Source organism: Streptomyces kaniharaensis, assembly GCF_009569385.1.
GTDB lineage: Bacteria > Actinomycetota > Actinomycetes > Streptomycetales > Streptomycetaceae > Kitasatospora > Kitasatospora kaniharaensis.
This window is the reverse complement of record NZ_WBOF01000001.1, coordinates 3638791-3655256: the sequence shown is the minus strand read 5'-3', so window position 1 is coordinate 3655256 and position 16466 is coordinate 3638791. Positions and strand designations below refer to the sequence as shown.

17 protein-coding genes are annotated in these 16466 nt (G+C 74.0%); 7 read left to right on the top strand and 10 right to left on the bottom strand.

Annotated elements, in window-relative coordinates; genetic code table 11:
• Window positions 1-73 precede the first annotated feature (73 nt).
• The 5 genes from F7Q99_RS16565 to F7Q99_RS16550 all read right to left on the bottom strand — a co-directional run bounded on the left by F7Q99_RS16565 (window position 74) and on the right by F7Q99_RS16550 (window position 6098).
• Window positions 74-2851, bottom strand: coding sequence for a SpoIIE family protein phosphatase (locus F7Q99_RS16565; RefSeq protein WP_326846742.1), 2778 nt, complete (start codon window positions 2849-2851; stop codon window positions 74-76).
• 195 nt (window positions 2852-3046) lie between these two features.
• Window positions 3047-3457 carry an NUDIX domain-containing protein gene (locus F7Q99_RS16560; RefSeq protein ID WP_153462352.1) on the bottom strand — a complete coding sequence of 137 codons (411 nt, stop codon included), beginning with the start codon at window positions 3455-3457 and terminating at the stop codon, window positions 3047-3049.
• A 10-nt stretch (window positions 3458-3467) separates the two neighbouring features.
• Window positions 3468-3620 carry a hypothetical protein gene (locus F7Q99_RS40430; RefSeq protein ID WP_195911093.1) on the bottom strand — a complete coding sequence of 51 codons (153 nt, stop codon included), beginning with the start codon at window positions 3618-3620 and terminating at the stop codon, window positions 3468-3470.
• 118 nt (window positions 3621-3738) lie between these two features.
• Window positions 3739-5133 (bottom strand): DUF4190 domain-containing protein, encoded by a 1395-nt coding sequence (locus tag F7Q99_RS16555; protein WP_195911092.1) that lies wholly within the window; start codon window positions 5131-5133, stop codon window positions 3739-3741.
• Between the two features lie 146 nt (window positions 5134-5279).
• Window positions 5280-6098, bottom strand: coding sequence for a methyltransferase domain-containing protein (locus F7Q99_RS16550; RefSeq protein ID WP_153462347.1), 819 nt, complete (start codon window positions 6096-6098; stop codon window positions 5280-5282).
• A 165-nt stretch (window positions 6099-6263) separates the two neighbouring features.
• Between F7Q99_RS16550 and F7Q99_RS43655 the strand changes: the two genes are divergently transcribed.
• Both F7Q99_RS43655 and F7Q99_RS43650 read left to right on the top strand, forming a co-directional pair.
• On the top strand, window positions 6264-6950 hold the full coding sequence (locus F7Q99_RS43655) for a RibD family protein (protein WP_153462345.1): 687 nt from the start codon (window positions 6264-6266) through the stop codon (window positions 6948-6950).
• Complete coding sequence (locus F7Q99_RS43650) at window positions 6947-7393, top strand: deaminase (RefSeq protein ID WP_407697792.1); 447 nt, start codon at window positions 6947-6949, stop codon at window positions 7391-7393. The genes F7Q99_RS43655 and F7Q99_RS43650 overlap by 4 nt, the downstream gene beginning before the upstream one ends.
• Window positions 7394-7482: 89 nt before the next feature.
• Here F7Q99_RS43650 and ychF read toward each other — a convergent pair whose 3' ends face one another.
• The gene (ychF, locus tag F7Q99_RS16535) at window positions 7483-8556 is read right to left on the bottom strand and encodes a redox-regulated ATPase YchF (RefSeq protein ID WP_153462343.1); all 1074 of its coding nucleotides are present in this window, start codon (window positions 8554-8556) and stop codon (window positions 7483-7485) included.
• Between the two features lie 272 nt (window positions 8557-8828).
• Between ychF and F7Q99_RS16530 the strand changes: the two genes are divergently transcribed.
• Window positions 8829-9461 (top strand): DUF6542 domain-containing protein, encoded by a 633-nt coding sequence (locus tag F7Q99_RS16530; RefSeq protein ID WP_153462341.1) that lies wholly within the window; start codon window positions 8829-8831, stop codon window positions 9459-9461.
• Between the two features lie 10 nt (window positions 9462-9471).
• Here F7Q99_RS16530 and ppgK read toward each other — a convergent pair whose 3' ends face one another.
• Together ppgK and F7Q99_RS16520 are read right to left on the bottom strand one after the other, a co-directional pair.
• On the bottom strand, window positions 9472-10218 hold the full coding sequence (ppgK, locus tag F7Q99_RS16525; protein ID WP_153462339.1) for a polyphosphate--glucose phosphotransferase: 747 nt from the start codon (window positions 10216-10218) through the stop codon (window positions 9472-9474).
• 142 nt (window positions 10219-10360) lie between these two features.
• Window positions 10361-11335 carry a 4-hydroxy-3-methylbut-2-enyl diphosphate reductase gene (locus F7Q99_RS16520; RefSeq protein WP_153462337.1) on the bottom strand — a complete coding sequence of 325 codons (975 nt, stop codon included), beginning with the start codon at window positions 11333-11335 and terminating at the stop codon, window positions 10361-10363.
• A gap of 138 nt (window positions 11336-11473) precedes the next feature.
• On the opposite strand from F7Q99_RS16520, the gene xseA reads away from it, so the two are divergent.
• From xseA to F7Q99_RS16505, 3 genes are all read left to right on the top strand, one after another.
• Window positions 11474-12685 (top strand): exodeoxyribonuclease VII large subunit, encoded by a 1212-nt coding sequence (gene xseA / locus F7Q99_RS16515; protein ID WP_153462335.1) that lies wholly within the window; start codon window positions 11474-11476, stop codon window positions 12683-12685.
• 60 nt (window positions 12686-12745) lie between these two features.
• A complete protein-coding gene (locus F7Q99_RS16510) occupies window positions 12746-13006 on the top strand; it encodes an exodeoxyribonuclease VII small subunit (RefSeq protein WP_153462334.1) in 261 nt (86 codons plus the stop codon).
• A gap of 110 nt (window positions 13007-13116) precedes the next feature.
• On the top strand, window positions 13117-13719 hold the full coding sequence (locus F7Q99_RS16505; RefSeq protein ID WP_153462332.1) for a malonic semialdehyde reductase: 603 nt from the start codon (window positions 13117-13119) through the stop codon (window positions 13717-13719).
• A gap of 106 nt (window positions 13720-13825) precedes the next feature.
• Here F7Q99_RS16505 and F7Q99_RS16500 read toward each other — a convergent pair whose 3' ends face one another.
• A complete protein-coding gene (locus F7Q99_RS16500) occupies window positions 13826-14362 on the bottom strand; it encodes a DUF4245 domain-containing protein (protein ID WP_326846741.1) in 537 nt (178 codons plus the stop codon).
• 215 nt (window positions 14363-14577) lie between these two features.
• On the opposite strand from F7Q99_RS16500, the gene glpX reads away from it, so the two are divergent.
• Window positions 14578-15618, top strand: a complete 1041-nt coding sequence (glpX, locus tag F7Q99_RS16495; RefSeq protein ID WP_153462330.1) for a class II fructose-bisphosphatase — start codon at window positions 14578-14580, stop codon at window positions 15616-15618.
• Between the two features lie 97 nt (window positions 15619-15715).
• On the opposite strand, the gene F7Q99_RS16490 is transcribed toward glpX, so the two are convergent.
• Window positions 15716-16099 (bottom strand): WhiB family transcriptional regulator, encoded by a 384-nt coding sequence (locus tag F7Q99_RS16490; RefSeq protein WP_407697858.1) that lies wholly within the window; start codon window positions 16097-16099, stop codon window positions 15716-15718.
• Window positions 16100-16466: the final 367 nt, after the last annotated feature.

The following is a 16466-nucleotide window of genomic DNA, read 5'->3' as shown; positions in this document are numbered from 1 at the left end:
GGCATATGCAGCCCCGTTCTACTCGCGTCCTGCTCGCCGTCTCGCCCGGTCGGGGACCGGCGCGGGGCCGTGATCACGGCCCGTCCGGCTCATTACCCGGCAGCGCCTGCTCGAACCAGACGACCTTGCCGACGCCCTCGGCCCGGGCGCCCCAGCGCAGCGCGAGCCGGCGGACCAGCTCCAGGCCCCGCCCGCCCTCGTCGGCCTCGGCCGCGTGCCGCTCGCGGGGCGGGTCGGGCAACGGGTCGGAGATCTCGACCAGCAGCGTCTCGCCGAGCGTCAGCCGGACGCCGATGGGGGCGCTGGCGTACCGGACGGCGTTCGTGACCAGCTCGCTGACCAGCAGCTCCGCGGTGTCGGTCAGCTCCTCGACGGCCCACTCGACGAGCGTGGCGCGGACCAGCCGGCGGGCCCGGGAGACGGCGGTGGGCTCGGCGGGCAGCGTCCAGCCGGCGGTCGGGGTGCCGGCCTGGCCGTGCCCGAGGCGGGCCAGCAGCAACGCGACGTCGTCCGGCTCGCGGCCCTGCTCCATGGTGTCGAGCACGGCCTCGCAGGCGGCCTGGATGGAGGCGTGCGGCTCCTGGAGCACGGTGATCAGCCGGCCGAGGCCGACGTCCAGGTCCTTGTCCCGGGACTCGACCAGACCGTCGGTGCACAGCGCGAGCAGGCTGCCCTCGGGGATCTTCAGCTCGATCGCCTCGAACGGGACGCCGCCGACGCCGAGCGGGGCGCCGGAGGGCAGGTCGAGGATCCGGCCGGTGCCGCCGGGCAGCGGGCTGCCGGTGCGGGTCGGTTCCTCGGTCTCCTGGCCCGGCACCACCAGCACCGGCGGGATGTGCCCGGCCTTCGCGACGGTCAGCGTCCCCGTCCCGGGGTCGAACACGGCGTAGACGCAGGTGGCGAGCAGCGCCTCGTCCGGCCCCTGGGCCAGGTCGTCGGCGAGTTCGTGGACGTGCCGCAGCAGCACGTCCGGCGGCAGGTCGAGGGCGGCGAGCACGCGGACGGCGGTGCGCAGCCGGCCCATGGTGGCGGCGGCCCGCAGGCCGTGGCCCATGACGTCGCCGACGACCAGGGCGGTGCGCTCGCCGGGCAGCGGGATGACGTCGAACCAGTCGCCGCCGACCTCGGTGCCGCTGCTGCCGGGCACGTACCGGTAGGCGACCTCGACGCCGGTGGGCTGCGGCACCTGCTGCGGGAGCAGGGTGCGCTGGAGGGTGAGCGCGGCGGTGCGCTCGCGGGCGTAGAGGCGGGCGTTGTCGAGCGAGCTGCCGGCCCGGTCGGCGAGTTCGACGGTGAAGGCCAGGTCGTCCCGGTCGAAGCCCTCCCGGTAGCCGGCCCGGCTGACCAGCAGCAGGCCGATCACGATGCCGCGGGCGCGCAGCGGGACGACCAGCATGGAGTGCACGCCGAGGTCGTGGGCGGCCTGCAGCTTCGGGTCGCCGGGGTACGTGACGTCGCCGAGCTGGTCGGCGCCGGAGAGCAGCTCGGGGACGCCGGTGCGCAGCACCCGGCCGCAGGCGGAGTCCTCGGCGAAGGTGATCCGGGCGCCGCGGCGCAGCATCACCTCGACCTCGGGGCCGTCCTGGACGGAGGCGGTGCCGAGCTGGAGCAGCGAGGTGCGCCGGTCGTGGCCGTGCCGGGGCAGGTCGTCACCGTGCGCGACGGCCTGGAGCAGGATCACCGCGGAGTGGTCGGTGAGCCGGGGGACGACCGAGCTGGCGAGCTCCTGGGCGATCCGGGAGGCGTCGAGCAGGTCGCCGACCCGGGAGCCGAACTCGTTGAGCAGGGAGAGCCGGCGCCGGGCGTGCTCGACCTTGGACACGGCTCGGTAGCGCTCGGTGACGTCCATCACGGTGCCGGAGATGCCGAGCACCCGGCCGGAGCGGTCGGTCATCCGGCTGTAGGAGATCGAGCGGTAGCCGGAGCGGGCGGTGACCGGGGAGGCCAGGGTGACGTCGATGACGGGCTCGCCGGTGGCCAGCACCTGGCGCTGGATGGCGGTGATCTCGTCGGCGGCCCGCTCGGGCAGGGTCTCGCCGGTGGTCCGGCCGACGTGGTCCTCCAGCGCGACGCCGTTCATCTCGGCGAGGGTCCGGTTGACGGCGGTGTAGCGCAGGTCGGTGTCGAGGATGGCGATGCCGAGCGGGGACTGTTCGAACAGCGCGTCACGGACGGCGAGGTCGCGCTCGACGGCCCGGACGGCGGCCGTCTCGGCGAGGCTGACCTGGAGGAACGGCGTGCCGTCGCCGTCCACCAGCAGGGAGATCCGGGCGTCCACGGCGACCGGGGCGCCGTCCCGGTCGCGCAGTTCGGCGAACCCGGCCCAGCGGCCGTGCCGCAGGGTGTCCTGGATCGCGGCCCGGATCCGGGCGACCTGTTTCTCGTCCGGGATCAGCTCGTCGATCCGGCGGCCGACCAGCAGTTCGTTCGGCCAGCCGAGCAGCTCCTCGGCGGCGGGGCTCCAGAGCACCACGCGGCCGGCGGTGTCCAGGATCGCGACGGCGACCTTGAGCAGGTCGAACAGGCCGCCCTCGGGCGGGGAGCCGTCGCCGCGCGGGGGCTCGGAGGGTCCGCCGGGGAACGGCCTGCCGGGGCGGCTGCGCAGGCCGGGCTGGGCGCCAGGGTCCGGGACGGCCGGGGTGGGCGCCGGCCGGGCGGGTTGCGGGGCGCCGGAGTCGGCGGAGGGGTCGGACGGGGCGGAGGTGCCGGTGGTGCCGCTCCGGCGGCGGCGGCCGGCCGGCGGCGGCGGGGCGGCCGGGCGGGCGCCGCGGCGCAGCCGGGCGCGGGCGGCGGCGCTCCCCGCAGTGCCTGCCCGCCGTGCTCCCCCGCCGCCGTTCCCGCTGTTCGACACCGACGGGGCCTCCGGCTCTGGTCGGGATCGGCGGCCTGCTGGGGCGGCTCACCGATGGTGACGAATTGTGCCGAAAAGTGACATACCCAGCAGCAACCAGGCTATCCCGGCTGCCGGGCCGTCCCGTCCGATCGACCTGCCCGGCGCCCTGCGCGTCGGGCGCCGCGGGGCTCAGGACTGGACTCAGGGCGGGAGTCAGGATTCCAGGAGGCGGGCGATGTGCGGCAGGACGTCCCGGTCGTGGTCGATCCAGTCGACGCTGTCCAGCTCGGCCGGGCCGAGCCAGCGCAGTTCGTCGTGGTCCTCCAGCGGGCGCGGGTCACCGGCGAGCAGCTCGGCGGCCCAGAAGTGCAGCTCCAGGCCGGGCCGGACGGTCCAGGCGCCGGGCAGCCGCTCCAGTGCCCGGGCCCGTACGCCCAGCTCCTCCAGCAGCTCCCGCTCCAGCGCCTGGGCCTCGGTCTCGCCGGGCTCGGCCTTCCCGCCCGGGAGCTCCCAGCGCCCGGCCACCGCGGCGGGCGCACTGCGCCGGGCGGCCAGCAGCCGGCCCCGGTGGATCAGCGCGCCGCCGACCACGATCCGGGTGGCGGTCTCGTCCTGAACGTCCATGGGCCCGACCCTATGCGTCCTCGGCCTCGACCCAGTACAGCTGTTTGTGCCCGCGGGCCTCGAACTCGGCGGCCAGCCGCTCGGCCTCGGGCCGGGAGAGTCCCCCGGCCACGACGAAGCGGTTGCCGTTGTCGTCCTGCCGCATCACCCGGAAGGTGTCCATGGCCGGAGCGTATCCCCGGCCGGCGTGGGGGTCGGGCCGGGGATACGCCCCTCGAACGTTACGGCCCGCTCGCTACCGGCAGGTACGGGCGCGGTTAACTCCCGGTAAGACGATGCGATCAGACCCGGAGGTCGGGCGCCTGCTCGCCGGTGGAGAGGCCGAGCTCACGGCGGATCTCCACGCTCAGCGGGAGGGTCTTGGCCGTCAGCTGCTGGGCCCGCCGGATCGCCCCCGCCAGCGCGGTGGCGTCGGTCGTCTTCGCGGCGGCGTCCCAGGCGTCGGCGGCCGCCCGCTGGGCCGCGGCCAGTTCGGTGACCTTCGGCTTGGCGCCGTCCGGCCAGACCGTCGAGGTCTTCGACAGCTGCTCGGCCTCGGCCCGGGAGGCGGCGGCCATCTGCCGGGCCCAGGCCGCGTACTCGGAGTTGGCGGCGTCGACCTCGCCCTTGGGCCGCTTCGCGTAGGCGGAGTTGAAGCCCTTGACGGCCTCGAGGTAGGTCAGCTGCGCGGAGTTCAGGCTGCCGCGGTCGGTGCGGACGGTCCCGGTGTGCTCGGCGTCGCGGTCCTCGAAGGCGCAGGTGACGGACCGTTCGCCGGACCTCCAGTTACCGCGGGTCGGGTAGAGGTAGACGTCGTCCATGCCGTCCGGGATCGCCCACTGGTCGAGGGCGTACTCGTCGAGCACCGGGCCGCACAGTTCGCCGGCGCGCTCGCGGATCTTCGCCTCGCCCGGGTAGGACGGGCCGTCGCTCGCCGGGATCCTCACGGTGCCGGCCACCTCGCCGTGGTGCGGGGCGGAGCAGGGCACCTTGCGCACCCAGTACACGGTCTCGTCGCCGCCGTCCGGGTCGGTCCGGCTGCCGTCCTCCGGGGTGCTGTAGCAGTCCCCGGCCTTGAGCGCGGACCAGCGCACGGAGCCGGCCGGGGCCTTGGGAGCCGGGAGGTGGTCGGCGCGGTCGCTCCGGCCGGCGGCCACGATCCCGCCGAGGACGCCGAGGCCGGTGAGCAGCAGGCCGATCACGCCGAACACCAGGCCGGTCACGGCCATGCCGCGGCCGCGCTCCCCGCGCTTGCCGATCTGGACCAGCGCGATGATCGAGAGGACGAGGGCGACCGGCCAGACGCAGACCAACCCGGTCACCAGGGCTCCGACGGCGAAGCCGTTGGTCTGCTCGGAGGCCGGGGGGTAGGCGTAGCCGGGCTGGAAGCCGGAGTACGCGCCGGGCACCACCGACGCCCAGCCGCCGGCGGGCGCGCCGTTCGCGGGCGGGAGCGGCGGGTGGGGCGCCGACATCGGCATCGGTATCCGGCCGGTGGGCGGGGCGGCGGGGCCGGGAGCGGCCCAGGGGTCGGCGGGCGCCGGGGTCTCCGCGGGCGCCGGGGTGTCCGCGGGCGCCGGGGTGTCCGCGGGCTCGGCTGACTTCGACGTCGGGGCGTCCGGCTTCCTGAGGTCGACCGTGGGCGCGGCGGCGGCGTCCGGCACCGCGACGGGCGCGTCGGAATCGGGCTTGGACACGTGGACTCCCCGGCCCGCCGGTACGGGCATCAGCTCGGCGTTCGACACCATGGCTCGAACCCGAACGGGCCCGACATGAACGGTCGCGCGACTTTACCCGATCTTTTCGAACGCCCGCCCGCCCGTATCCCCGGCCGCCCCGCCGGTCAGCCGCGGGCCAGGATCTCGCCGTGCAGCATCGAGAACCACCCGTCCTCGGCGGTGCTCCACTCCCGCCAGGCGGCCGCGATCCGCTCCAGCTCCGCCCGGTCGGCGAAGCCCCTCTCCTCCGCGGTGCGGGCGAACGCGGAGTCCACCGTCCGGTCGGCCCACATGCCGGCCCAGAAGGCGCGGCGCTCGGGCGTCGCGTACGTCCAGGTGGTGGCGGTGGCGGTGACCTCGGCGAACCCGGCCGCGCGGGCCCAGGACAGCAGCCGCCGCCCGGCGTCCGGCTCGCCGCCGTTGGCCCGGGCGGTGCGCCGGTACAGCAGCAGCCAGCTCTCCAGCGCGGGCGCCTCGGGGTACCAGGTCATGGTCGCGTAGTCGACGTCCCGGGCCGCGACCACGCCGCCCGGCGCGACGACCCGGCGCATCTCGCGCAGGGCGGCCACCGGGTCGGCCACGTGCTGCAGCAGCTGGTGGGCGTGCACCACGTCGAACTCACCGTCGCGATACCGCAGTTGGTGGACGTCGGCGACCTCGAAGACGACGTTGGACAGGCCCCGCCCGGCGACGTACGCGGCCGCCTGCTCCAGCACCTCCCCGGAGGTGTCCACGGCCACCACGCGCCCGCCCGGGCCGACCAGTTCGGCCAGGTCGGCGGTGATCGTGCCCGGCCCGCAGCCGACGTCCAACAGGGCCTGCCCGGACCGCAGTTCGGGCACCAGGTAGGCGGCCGAGTCGGCGACGCCGCGGGAGCGGTGCGAGCGCAGCACGGCCTCCTGGTGGCCGTGTGTGTAGACGGCGGCAGGCCGCTGTCCGGTCATGGAACCCCCTGAGGTGTGGTCGGCTTCCGCGGCTACCCGCAGCACATCTGACGCTACTGCACGTCCCATATCACGAGAAGGTTCGTCTCACATTCCGACCGCCTGGCCATGCCTCCCACTCCGCCCGCCGTACCGTGGAGGCGCCCCCGACAGAACGGTCCCACGATGCCTGGCTCGCGCCCCTTCGTCCTGCTGAGCGCCGCCATGTCGCTCGACGGCCATCTCGACGACGCCTCCCCCGAGCGCCTGCTGCTCTCCAACGAGGCCGACTTCGACCGGGTCGACGAGGAGCGCGCCGCCGCCGACGCGATCCTGGTCGGCGGCAACACCCTGCGCACCGACAACCCGCGCCTGCTGGTCAACGACCCCGCCCGGCGTGCCGCCCGGCTCGCGGCCGGCCGCCCCGCGTACCCGCTGAAGGTGACGCTCAGCGCGAGCGGCGCGCTCGACCCCGCGCTGCGGTTCTGGCACACCGGCGGCGCCAAGCTCGCCTACACCACGGACGCCGGCGCGGCCGTCCTGCGTCCGGCACTGGACGGGCTGGCCGAGGTGGTCGCGCTCGGCGGCACGGTGGACCTCGGCGCCGTACTGGACGATCTCGGCGCGCGCGGGGTGCGCCGCCTGATGGTCGAGGGCGGGGGCAGCGTGCACACCCAGTTCCTCGCCCAAGGCCTCGCGGACGAGCTCCAGCTGGCCGTGGCCCCGCTGCTGGTCGGCCAGGCGCAGGCGCCGCGGTTCGTCCACCCGGCCGCCTTCCCCGGCGGCCCGGCACGGCGGATGCGGCTGCTGGAGGCACGTACCGTGGGCGATGTCGTCCTGCTCAGGTACGCCCCGAAGGAGCCCGCCCCGTGACCACCGACCTCGACCACCTGCGCCGGGCCGTGGAACTCTCCCGCCGCTGCCCGCCCTCCGGGACGGCCTTCTCGGTGGGCGCGGTGATCGTCGGCGCGGACGGCAAGGTGCTGGCGGAGGGCTACAGCCGCGAGGTGGACGCACACAACCACGCCGAGGAGGCGGCGCTCGGCAAGCTCCCGCCCGGCGACCCGCGGCTGCGCGGCGCCACCGTCTACAGCTCGCTGGAGCCGTGCGGGCAGCGCGCCTCCCGCCCGATGCCGTGCGCCCGGCTGATCATCGCGGCGGGCGTGCCGCGGGTGGTGGTGGCCTGGCGGGAGCCCGACCTGTTCGTCACCGACTGCCAGGGCACCGCCCTGCTGGAGGCAGCCGGCGTCGAAGTGGTCGAGCTGCCGGAACTGGCCGAGGAGGCCCGGGCCGTCAACGCCCACCTGCTCGGCTGATCCCCGCCCGCCGTCCACTGACGAGACGCCAGAGGCCGCCCCGCCCCCGCGATGGGGGTCGGGGCGGCCTCCTGACACCTGGCCGGACGTCAGACGTTGAAGCGGAACTCCACGACGTCGCCGTCCTGCATGATGTACTCCTTGCCCTCGATGCGGGCCTTGCCCTTGGCGCGGGCGTCGGCGATCGAGCCGGTCTCGACCAGGTCCTCGAAGGAGATGACCTCGGCCTTGATGAAGCCCTTCTGGAAGTCGGTGTGGATCACACCGGCGGCCTCGGGGGCGGTGGCGCCCTTCTTGATGGTCCAGGCGCGGGCTTCCTTGGGGCCGGCGGTCAGGTAGGTCTGCAGGCCGAGGGTGTCGAAGCCGACCCGGGCGAGCGTGGCGAGGCCGGGCTCGTCCTGGCCCATGGACTGGAGGAGTTCGAGGGCCTCGGCGTCGTCGAGCTCGATCAGCTCGGACTCGATCTTGGCGTTGAGGAAGATCGCCTCGGCCGGGGCGACCAGCTCGCGCTGGGCGTTCTTGAAGTCCTCGTCGGCCAGCTCGGCCTCGTCCACGTTGAAGACGTAGAGGAAGGGCTTGGCGGTCAGCAGGTGGAGGTCGCGGATCGGGGTGGTGTCGAAGCCGGCCTCGAAGAGGGTCTTGCCGGTCTCCAGGATCGCCTGCGCGGCCTCGGCGGCGGCCAGCACGGGGGCGGTGTCCTTCTTGAGGCGCGCCTCCTTCTGGAGCCGCGGGAGCACCTTCTCGATGGTCTGGAGGTCGGCCAGGATCAGCTCGGTGTGGATGGTCTCGATGTCGTCCTTGGGCGACACCTTGCCGTCCACGTGCACCACGTCGGGGTCGGTGAAGGCGCGCACGACCTGGCAGATCGCGTCCGACTCGCGGATGTTGGCGAGGAACTTGTTGCCCAGACCCTCGCCCTCGCTGGCGCCGCGCACGATGCCGGCGATGTCGACGAAGTCGACGGTGGCCGGGAGGAGGCGCTGGGAACCGAAGATCTCGGCGAGCTTGGCCAGCCGCTCGTCCGGAACGCCGACGACGCCGACGTTCGGCTCGATGGTGGCGAACGGGTAGTTGGCCGCCAGCACGTCGTTCTTGGTCAGGGCGTTGAACAGGGTCGACTTGCCGACGTTCGGCAGGCCGACGATTCCGATCGTGAGCGACATGAAGCGCAGTCCCGTGGGCTTGGAGGAGTTGGGTCGGCACCGTGCGGGCCGACCTCCAAGTCTACGGGCAGCTCCTCGACCCTCGGTCGCCCCCGGCAGGAGCTCCGGGAACTCCGTCCGGTTTCCGGATCGGACGATCACGGTTCGCCGGATCGTCCGGGCTGGTCGCACGCCTGAGCGACGGTCACCTCGGCACTCCGTCCGGAGACACGGAGCGAGGCCGGAACGGTCCATTACACAGTGTGGCGATGATCGGACCGTACGTTGGGTGGGTGGAGCAGAGCATCCGTACCCAGACGCCAGGGCCCCGACGCCGTCCGCCGAGCGGCGCGGCCTCGGCCTCCGTCCCCGGGCCCGGGCGGGCCCCCGAGACGGCCGGGGCAACCCCCGCCCCCTCCCCCGCCTCCCGGCTACGCCCCGTAGCCGGCCCGCCCCCCGCCGGCCGTCCGGCCACCCCCCGGCTGCGGCTGCGCCTGCCGCTGTCCGGGCGCGGCCCCAGCCGGCTGTACGGGCGGCGCCGGACCGGGCGGCCGACCCGGCTGACCGCCGTCGGCACCGGCGTGGTCGCGGTGCTGGCGACCCTCGCGGCGGCCGGCCTGGACCGACTGCTGTTCGGCGGCCTCGGCTGGCTGTTCGGCCTCGGCTACCTGGTGGTCTGCTTCCAGCTGGCCGTCCGGGTGCGCTACGCCGACCTGCTGGCGGCGCCGATCAGCGGGCCGATCGCCTTCGCCCTGGCGCTGCTGCTGCTCGCGCCGGTGAGCTCCTCGGGCGTCACCGCCCAAGTGGTGGGGCTGGCGACCGGGCTGGCGCTGCGGGCCGGCTGGCTGTTCTGCGGCACCGGCCTGGCGGCGCTGATCGTCCTGGCCCGGTTCGTCGCGCAGAGCCGGATCCACCGCTCGCGCTGACGGCGGGCGGTCAGCCCGCCGCCCGGGCCGCGGCCATGGCGGCGCCGACGATGCCAGCGTCGTTGCGCAGCTCCGCGGGGACGACCCGGGCCTCGCGCTCGCGCAGCAGCGGCAGGAACCTCTCGTGCTTGCGGCTCACCCCGCCGCCGATCACGATCAGCTGCGGCGAGATGAGCATCTCCACCAGGTCCAGGTACTCGTCGACCCGCCGGGCCCACTGCTCCCAGCTCAGGTTGTGCCGCTCCCTGGCGGCCGAGGAGGCGCGGCGCTCGGCATCCTTGCCGCGCAGCTCCAGGTGGCCCAGCTCGGTGTTGGGCACCAGCGTGCCGTCCACGAAGAGCGCGCTGCCGATGCCGGTGCCGAAAGTCAGCACCAGCACCACGCCGGGCTGATCACGGCCGGCGCCGTACGCGGTCTCGGCGAGGCCGGCGGCGTCGGCGTCGTTGAGGACGGTCGCGGGCAGGTCCAGCGCCTCGCGGAACAGGCCTTCGGCGTCCAGCCCGACCCAGCCCTTGTCCACGTTGGCCGCGGTCCTGGTCCGGCCGCGGACCACCACCCCGGGGAAGGTCAGCCCGACCGGACCCTCGTGGCCGAAGTGGCGGACCACCTCCCGGACGGTGGCGACCACGGCCTCGGGGGCGGACGGCCGCGGGGTGAGCACCTTGTAGCGCTCCTGGGCGAGCGCGCCCCGGCCCAGGTCGACCGGGGCGCCCTTGATGCCCGAACCGCCGATGTCCACGCCGAATACCGCCGTCATCACGACCACCCTCCGCCGGGGGCCGCGGACCGCTCGTCCACAGCCTGTGTACAAAACTACGAGAGCCGGCACGGGCCCGCACAGCAGAGAACCCGGCGCCCACGAGGGGCACCGGGCTCTCCGGGGATCAGCGCAGAAGGCGTTACAGCTTGCCCGCGGCCTCGGCGCGAAGGTCGCGGCGCAGCTCCTTGGGCAGCGAGAAGGTCAGGTGCTCCTCGGCGGTCTTGACGGTCTCGACCGTCTCGTAGCCGCGCGCGGCCAGCCACTCCAGCACGCCGTCGACCAGGATCTCCGGCACCGAGGCGCCGCTGGTCAGGCCGACCGTGGTGACGCCCTCCAACCAGGCGTCCTGGATCTCCTCGGCGAAGTCCACCAGGTGGGCGGCCTTGGCGCCGTACTCCAGGCCGACCTCGACCAGGCGGACCGAGTTGGAGGAGTTCTTGGAGCCGACCACGATCAGCAGGTCGGTCTCGGGGGCCAGCTGCTTGACGGCGACCTGGCGGTTCTGGGTCGCGTAGCAGATGTCGTCGCTGGGCGGGCTGACCAGCAGCGGGAAGCGCTTCTTCAGCTCGCCGACGGTGGCCATGGTCTCGTCCACCGACAGGGTGGTCTGGGACAGCCAGACGACCTTGGACTCGTCCCGGACCTGCACGTTCGCCACGTCCTCGGCGCCGTCCACCAGGTGGATCCGGTCCGGGGCCTCGCCCATGGTGCCGATGACCTCCTCGTGGCCCTCGTGGCCCACCAGCAGGATGTCGAAGCCCTCGTCGGCGAAGCGGACGGCCTCCTTGTGCACCTTGGTGACCAGCGGGCAGGTGGCGTCGACGGTGGCGAGCTTGCCGGCCTTGGCCTCGTCGTGGACGGACGGCGCGACGCCGTGCGCGGAGAAGACGACGATCGAGCCCTCGGGCACCTCCTCCGTCTCGTCGACGAAGATCGCGCCCTTCTTCTCCAGGGTCTGCACCACGTACTTGTTGTGGACGATCTGCTTGCGGACGTAGATGGGGGCCCCGTACTGCTCCAGGGCCTTCTCCACGGCGATCACGGCGCGGTCGACACCCGCGCAGTAGCCCCGGGGGGCGGCGAGCAGGACACGGCGCTGCGCGGTGTTGGACATGGCTCCATCGTACGGGCGGCACGGAGCCGCGCCGCCCGGGGCGGGGGTGACCGGCCGGTACGCGGCTGCTGCCGGGCGTTGGACCGACCGCCGGTTCGGGCGGCGGGACTGTCGGCGTGCGCCGATAACCTCGTACGCATGGCCAACACCAGCTCCCCTGAAGCCCCGCTCCCGGTCGGCAAGGTCTCCGCGCTGATCGGCGGCTGGATCGACCGGCTCGGCTCGGTGTGGATGGAGGGCCAGATCACCCAGCTCAGCCGCCGGCCCGGGGCGGGCGTGGTGTTCCTGACCCTGCGCGACCCGCAGGCGGACGTCTCGCTGACGGTGACCTGCTTCCGCTCGGTGTTCGACCAGGTCGCGGAGGTCGTGCAGGAGGGCGCGCGGGTCGTCGTGCACGCCAAGCCGGAGTGGTACGCGGCGCGCGGGCAGCTGTCGATGCGGGCCTCGGAGATCCGGCCGGTCGGGCTGGGCGAGCTGCTGGCCCGGTTGGAGCAGCTGAAGCGGCGGCTCGCCGGGGAGGGCCTGTTCGCGGCGGAGCGGAAGACGCCGCTGCCGTTCCTGCCGCAGTGCGTCGGGCTGGTCACCGGGCGCGGCTCGGCGGCCGAGCGGGACGTCCTGGAGAACGCCCGGCGGCGCTGGCCGGCGGTCCGCTTCGAGGTGCGGAACGTGCCGGTGCAGGGCGTCAGCGCGGTGGAGCGGGTGAGCGCGGCCGTCCGGGAGCTGGACGAGCACCCCGAGGTGGACGTGATCATCGTGGCCCGGGGCGGCGGCAGCGTCGAGGACCTGCTGCCGTTCTCGGACGAGGGGCTGGTGCGGCTGGTCGCGGCCGCCCGCACCCCGGTGGTCAGCGCGATCGGGCACGAGCCGGACCAGCCGCTGCTGGACTTCGTCGCCGACCTGCGCGCATCCACGCCGACCGATGCCGCCAAACGGGTGGTCCCGGACGTCGGCGAGGAGCTCGCCAAGGTCCGCCACCTGCGGGACCGGGCCCGGCGGAACGTCCTCGGCCGGGTCGAGCGCGAGCAGCACGGGCTGGACGGCGTGCGCAGCCGCCCGGCGCTGGCCGCGCCGCACCGGATGCTGGACGGGCGCGGCCAGGAGGTGACCACGCTGCTGGACCGGGCCCGGCGCACCCTGCGCCACCGGCTGGACCACGCGCAGAGCGACCTCGGGCACACCCTGGCCCGGGTGGTCGCGCTCTCGCCCGCGGCCACCCTGGACCGCGGCTACGCGGTGCTCCAGCGGGCCGACGGCACGGTGGTGACGGACCCGGCGCAGGTCGCGGCCGGGGAGGGGCTGCACGCCCGGGTGGCGGGCGGTTCGTTCGGCGTCACGGTGGACGAGGGCTGACGGCCGCACGACGGCCCGGGCCGCTGCCGGGTGTCGGTGCCAGCCCCTACGCTGGCACGCATGGCAGAGCAGCAGGAGCAGGACCGGCACGCGGTGCCGCAGACCCCGGACGACGCGCTGGGCTACGAGCACGCCCGGGACGCGTTGCTGGAGGTGGTCCGGCAGCTGGAGAACGGCGGCACGTCGCTGGAGGAGTCGCTGGCGCTCTGGGAGCGCGGCGAGCAGCTGGCGAAGGTCTGCCAGCGCTGGCTGGACGGCGCCCGGGCCCGGCTGGACGCCGCGCTGGCCGCCGAGGAGGGCGAGACGCCCGGCGGCGAGTGACGCAGGTCACAGCGGAGCCGGGAATCGTTGAAAGTTCACCCATGTTGGGACCTGGTGATCGGCCGCGGCCGGTCACACCGACGAATCCATCCCGCATGAGGTGCACTGACATGACCACCGACGCCCTGGTACTCGACGCCGCCGCTCAGGACCTGCTGTTCCGCGAGGCCCGCACCGCGAACACCTTCACCGACGAGCCGGTCACCGAGGAGCAGGTCAAGGCGATCTACGACCTGGTCAAGTACGGCCCGACCGCGTTCAACCAGCAGCCGCTGCGCGTCGTCCTGGTGCGCTCCGCCGAGGGCCGCGAGCGCCTCGTGCGACACCTGGCCGACGGCAACAAGGCCAAGACCGCCGCCGCCCCGCTGGTCGCCATCCTGGCCGTGGACAACGAGTTCCACGAGGAGCTGCCGACCCAGTTCCCGCACTTCCCGCAGGCCAAGGACGTGTTCTTCTCGGAGCGCCCCGTCCGCGAGCGGTCCGCCGCCCTGAACGGCGCCCTGCAGGCCGCCTACTTCATCGTCGGCGTGCGCGCCGCCGGCCTGGCCGCCGGCCCGATGACCGGTTTCGACGCCGAGGGCATCGACAAGGAGTTCTTCGGCGACGGCGAGCACTCGGTGCTGGCCGTGGTCAACATCGGCAAGCCGGGCGAGGACGCCTGGTTCCCGCGCTCGCCGCGCCTGGAGTACGACCAGGTCGTCACCACGGTCTGACGCGATCCGGTCCGACTCTCTCCGGCCTGTCGCGTTTCGCGCGCGAAGGGGCCCGCACCGGTTCGTCCGGTGCGGGCCCCTTCCGCATGCGTGTGGGCTGCCGGCGCTACTTGAGCGCCTGCGCCAGCTCGGCCAGTTCCTCGTAGGAGGCGGTGCCGGTGAGCAGAGTGGTCCCGGTGCCGTTCTGCACGGCCAGCGCGCGGGCCTTGTCGCCCTGCACGCGGTCCCAGGTCCGGCCGGCCACGTCCGCGGTGCCGTCCGCCTTGCCGCCCGCGACCTTGTCGGACAGCAGCGCCTCGCGCGGTACGTCGCTCTGCTCGACCGCCGCGTACTGGCCGGACGGCGTGACGAAGCCCAGGTGCCAGGCGTTGCCCTTGCCGTTGCTCTGCGCGGCCGGCTGGTAGCTGACCGAGGTGGCCCGCCACCGGTCGGACAACCCCTCCGGGGCGACCAGCTGGTAGGGCGCGGCGCGCTTCGCCGAAGCCGCCGCGACCCGGTACTCGACCTTGAGCGGCGGGACGCTGTCCGCATCGTGCGGGAGGAACAGGTACCCGATCCAGACCACGCCACCGACCGCCAGCATCGACAGGACCATGTCCCGTACGGTCTGCCGGCCTCTCAAGCCCTTGCTCTCTCCTGCCACCCCCACATGGTCCCTCATACACTCCCGGGACCCGTCACCCGGGGTGCCCACGTCCGGGTGAAGCGGGACGAACCGGTGGTTTCCGGCGAAGGGTGGCGACCCGCGCCACAGACAGTCATCTCGTGGGCGGATACGATCGCAGAACCCTCACCACGGCGTTCGACCTGGCAGTAGTCGGGCGCTTACTGGCCGTCGCGTACAGAGAGGTAACGACGATGACCACGCAGTACCCGCACCACCTTCCCAGTGCCCTGGAGGTCGCGCCCGAGGCTCCGGACCGGAACCTCGCGCTCGAGCTCGTCCGGGTCACCGAGGCGGCGGCGATGGCCGCCGGCCGGTGGGTCGGACGCGGCGACAAGAACGGCGCGGACGGCGCCGCAGTCAAGGCGATGCGCACCCTCGTCTCGACCGTCTCGATGAACGGCGTGGTCGTCATCGGCGAGGGCGAGAAGGACGAGGCCCCGATGCTCTTCAACGGCGAGCGTGTCGGCGACGGCACCGGCGCCGAGTGTGACGTCGCGGTCGACCCAGTCGACGGCACCACCCTCACCGCCAAGGGCATGAACAACGCCGTCGCGGTACTCGCCGTCGCCGACCGCGGCACCATGTTCGACCCCAGCGCCGTGTTCTACATGGACAAGCTGGTGGCCGGCCCGGAGGCCGCCGAGTTCGTCGACATCACGGCCCCGCCGGCCGTCAACATCCGCCGGGTCGCCAAGGCCAAGGGCAGCGCCGTCGAGGACGTCACCGTCGTCATCCTCGACCGCCCGCGCCACGACGGCCTGGTCCGCGAGATCCGCGAGGCCGGCGCCCGGATCAAGTTCATCTCCGACGGCGACGTGGCCGGCGCCATCATGGCCGCCCGCGAGGGCACCGGCGTCGACCTGCTCATGGGCATCGGCGGCACGCCCGAGGGCATCATCGCGGCCTGCGCCCTGAAGTGCATGGGCGGCGTGATCCAGGGCCGGCTGTGGCCCAAGGACGAGGCCGAGCGGCAGAAGGCCCTCGACGCCGGCCACGACCTGGACCGGGTGCTCACCACCAACGACCTGGTCAGCGGCGAGAACGTGTTCTTCGTCGCCACCGGCATCACCGACGGCGAGCTGCTGCGCGGCGTGCACTACCGCCAGGAGACCGCCACCACCAGCTCGCTGGTGATGCGCTCCAAGAGCGGCACCATCCGCGAGATCAACTCCACCCACAAGCTGTCGAAGCTGCGGGCCTACAGCGCGATCGACTTCGACCGCGCCAACTGAGGCTCGACACCCGGCACTTGGCGGCCCCGGCGGAATCCCCCTCCGCCGGGGCCGCGGTGCGTCCGTCTTCCGGTGGGCGGGTGCCTTCGACCCGCCGTCAACCCGCTATCCGCCGCCCGGCCGCGGCCACCCTGGCCGCCTCGCGCAGCTCCGTGTCCCGGCGGCGGCGCCGGGCCAGCACCACCCGGCGCTCGGCGGCCGTCAGCCCGCCCCACACCCCGTACGGCTCCGGCTGCGCCAGCGCGTGCTCACGGCACTCCAGCAGCACCGGGCAGCGCGCACACACCTGCTTCGCCTGCTCCTCGCGCGACAACCGGGCCGCCGTGGGCTCCTTGGACGGCGCGAAGAACAGCCCCACCTCGTCCCGCCGGCACGCGGCGCCCGTGTGCCAGGGGTTGTCGTCGCCCACGGAGCCCGCAGAGCCCGCAGAGCCAGGGGAACCCTGCGGCTGCCGGCGGCCGTCGGGGCGGGGCTCCAACAACTGCGCGGCGGCGACGGGCGAGGTGGTGCGGGACTCGATCGGATGCAGCACGGCCGTACTCCTGACGAGGCTCTCGGACACGGGGAAGCTCGCTCCCCTGCCCGGCTGCGAGCCCCCGCTCTTCCAACCCCCGGACCGGCCGCTTGGCCGCCCCCGGTGCGCAGCCGTACGAGAAGCGATGTGCGGAGGAATTACCCCACCGCGGCGCGATTCATGCACACTGCACGCAATCGACTACCCAGTGCACTCGCCACAACGACGAGTGCCCGGCCGGGAGTTGTCCCCACGGCCGGGCACTCGGGAGATGTCGGGCAGGTCGGCCGGCACCTCGGTCGACAGGCGCCGAGCAGGTCAGCCGGAGGTCAAC

Bases quoted from the DNA above. Each gene is read 5' to 3' on its own strand.
- ppgK (WP_153462339.1), bottom strand. From the start codon at position 10,218: ATGACGGCGGTATTCGGCGTGGACATCGGCGGTTCGGGCATCAAGGGC.
- F7Q99_RS43655 (WP_153462345.1), top strand. From the start codon at position 6,264: ATGCCTGGCTCGCGCCCCTTCGTCCTGCTGAGCGCCGCCATGTCGCTC.
- glpX (WP_153462330.1), top strand. From the start codon at position 14,578: ATGACCACGCAGTACCCGCACCACCTTCCCAGTGCCCTGGAGGTCGCG.
- F7Q99_RS16550 (WP_153462347.1), bottom strand. From the start codon at position 6,098: ATGACCGGACAGCGGCCTGCCGCCGTCTACACACACGGCCACCAGGAG.
- F7Q99_RS16520 (WP_153462337.1), bottom strand. From the start codon at position 11,335: ATGTCCAACACCGCGCAGCGCCGTGTCCTGCTCGCCGCCCCCCGGGGC.
- F7Q99_RS40430 (WP_195911093.1), bottom strand. From the start codon at position 3,620: ATGGACACCTTCCGGGTGATGCGGCAGGACGACAACGGCAACCGCTTC.
- F7Q99_RS16560 (WP_153462352.1), bottom strand. From the start codon at position 3,457: ATGGACGTTCAGGACGAGACCGCCACCCGGATCGTGGTCGGCGGCGCG.
- xseA (WP_153462335.1), top strand. From the start codon at position 11,474: ATGGCCAACACCAGCTCCCCTGAAGCCCCGCTCCCGGTCGGCAAGGTC.
- F7Q99_RS16510 (WP_153462334.1), top strand. From the start codon at position 12,746: ATGGCAGAGCAGCAGGAGCAGGACCGGCACGCGGTGCCGCAGACCCCG.
- F7Q99_RS16505 (WP_153462332.1), top strand. From the start codon at position 13,117: ATGACCACCGACGCCCTGGTACTCGACGCCGCCGCTCAGGACCTGCTG.
- ychF (WP_153462343.1), bottom strand. From the start codon at position 8,556: ATGTCGCTCACGATCGGAATCGTCGGCCTGCCGAACGTCGGCAAGTCG.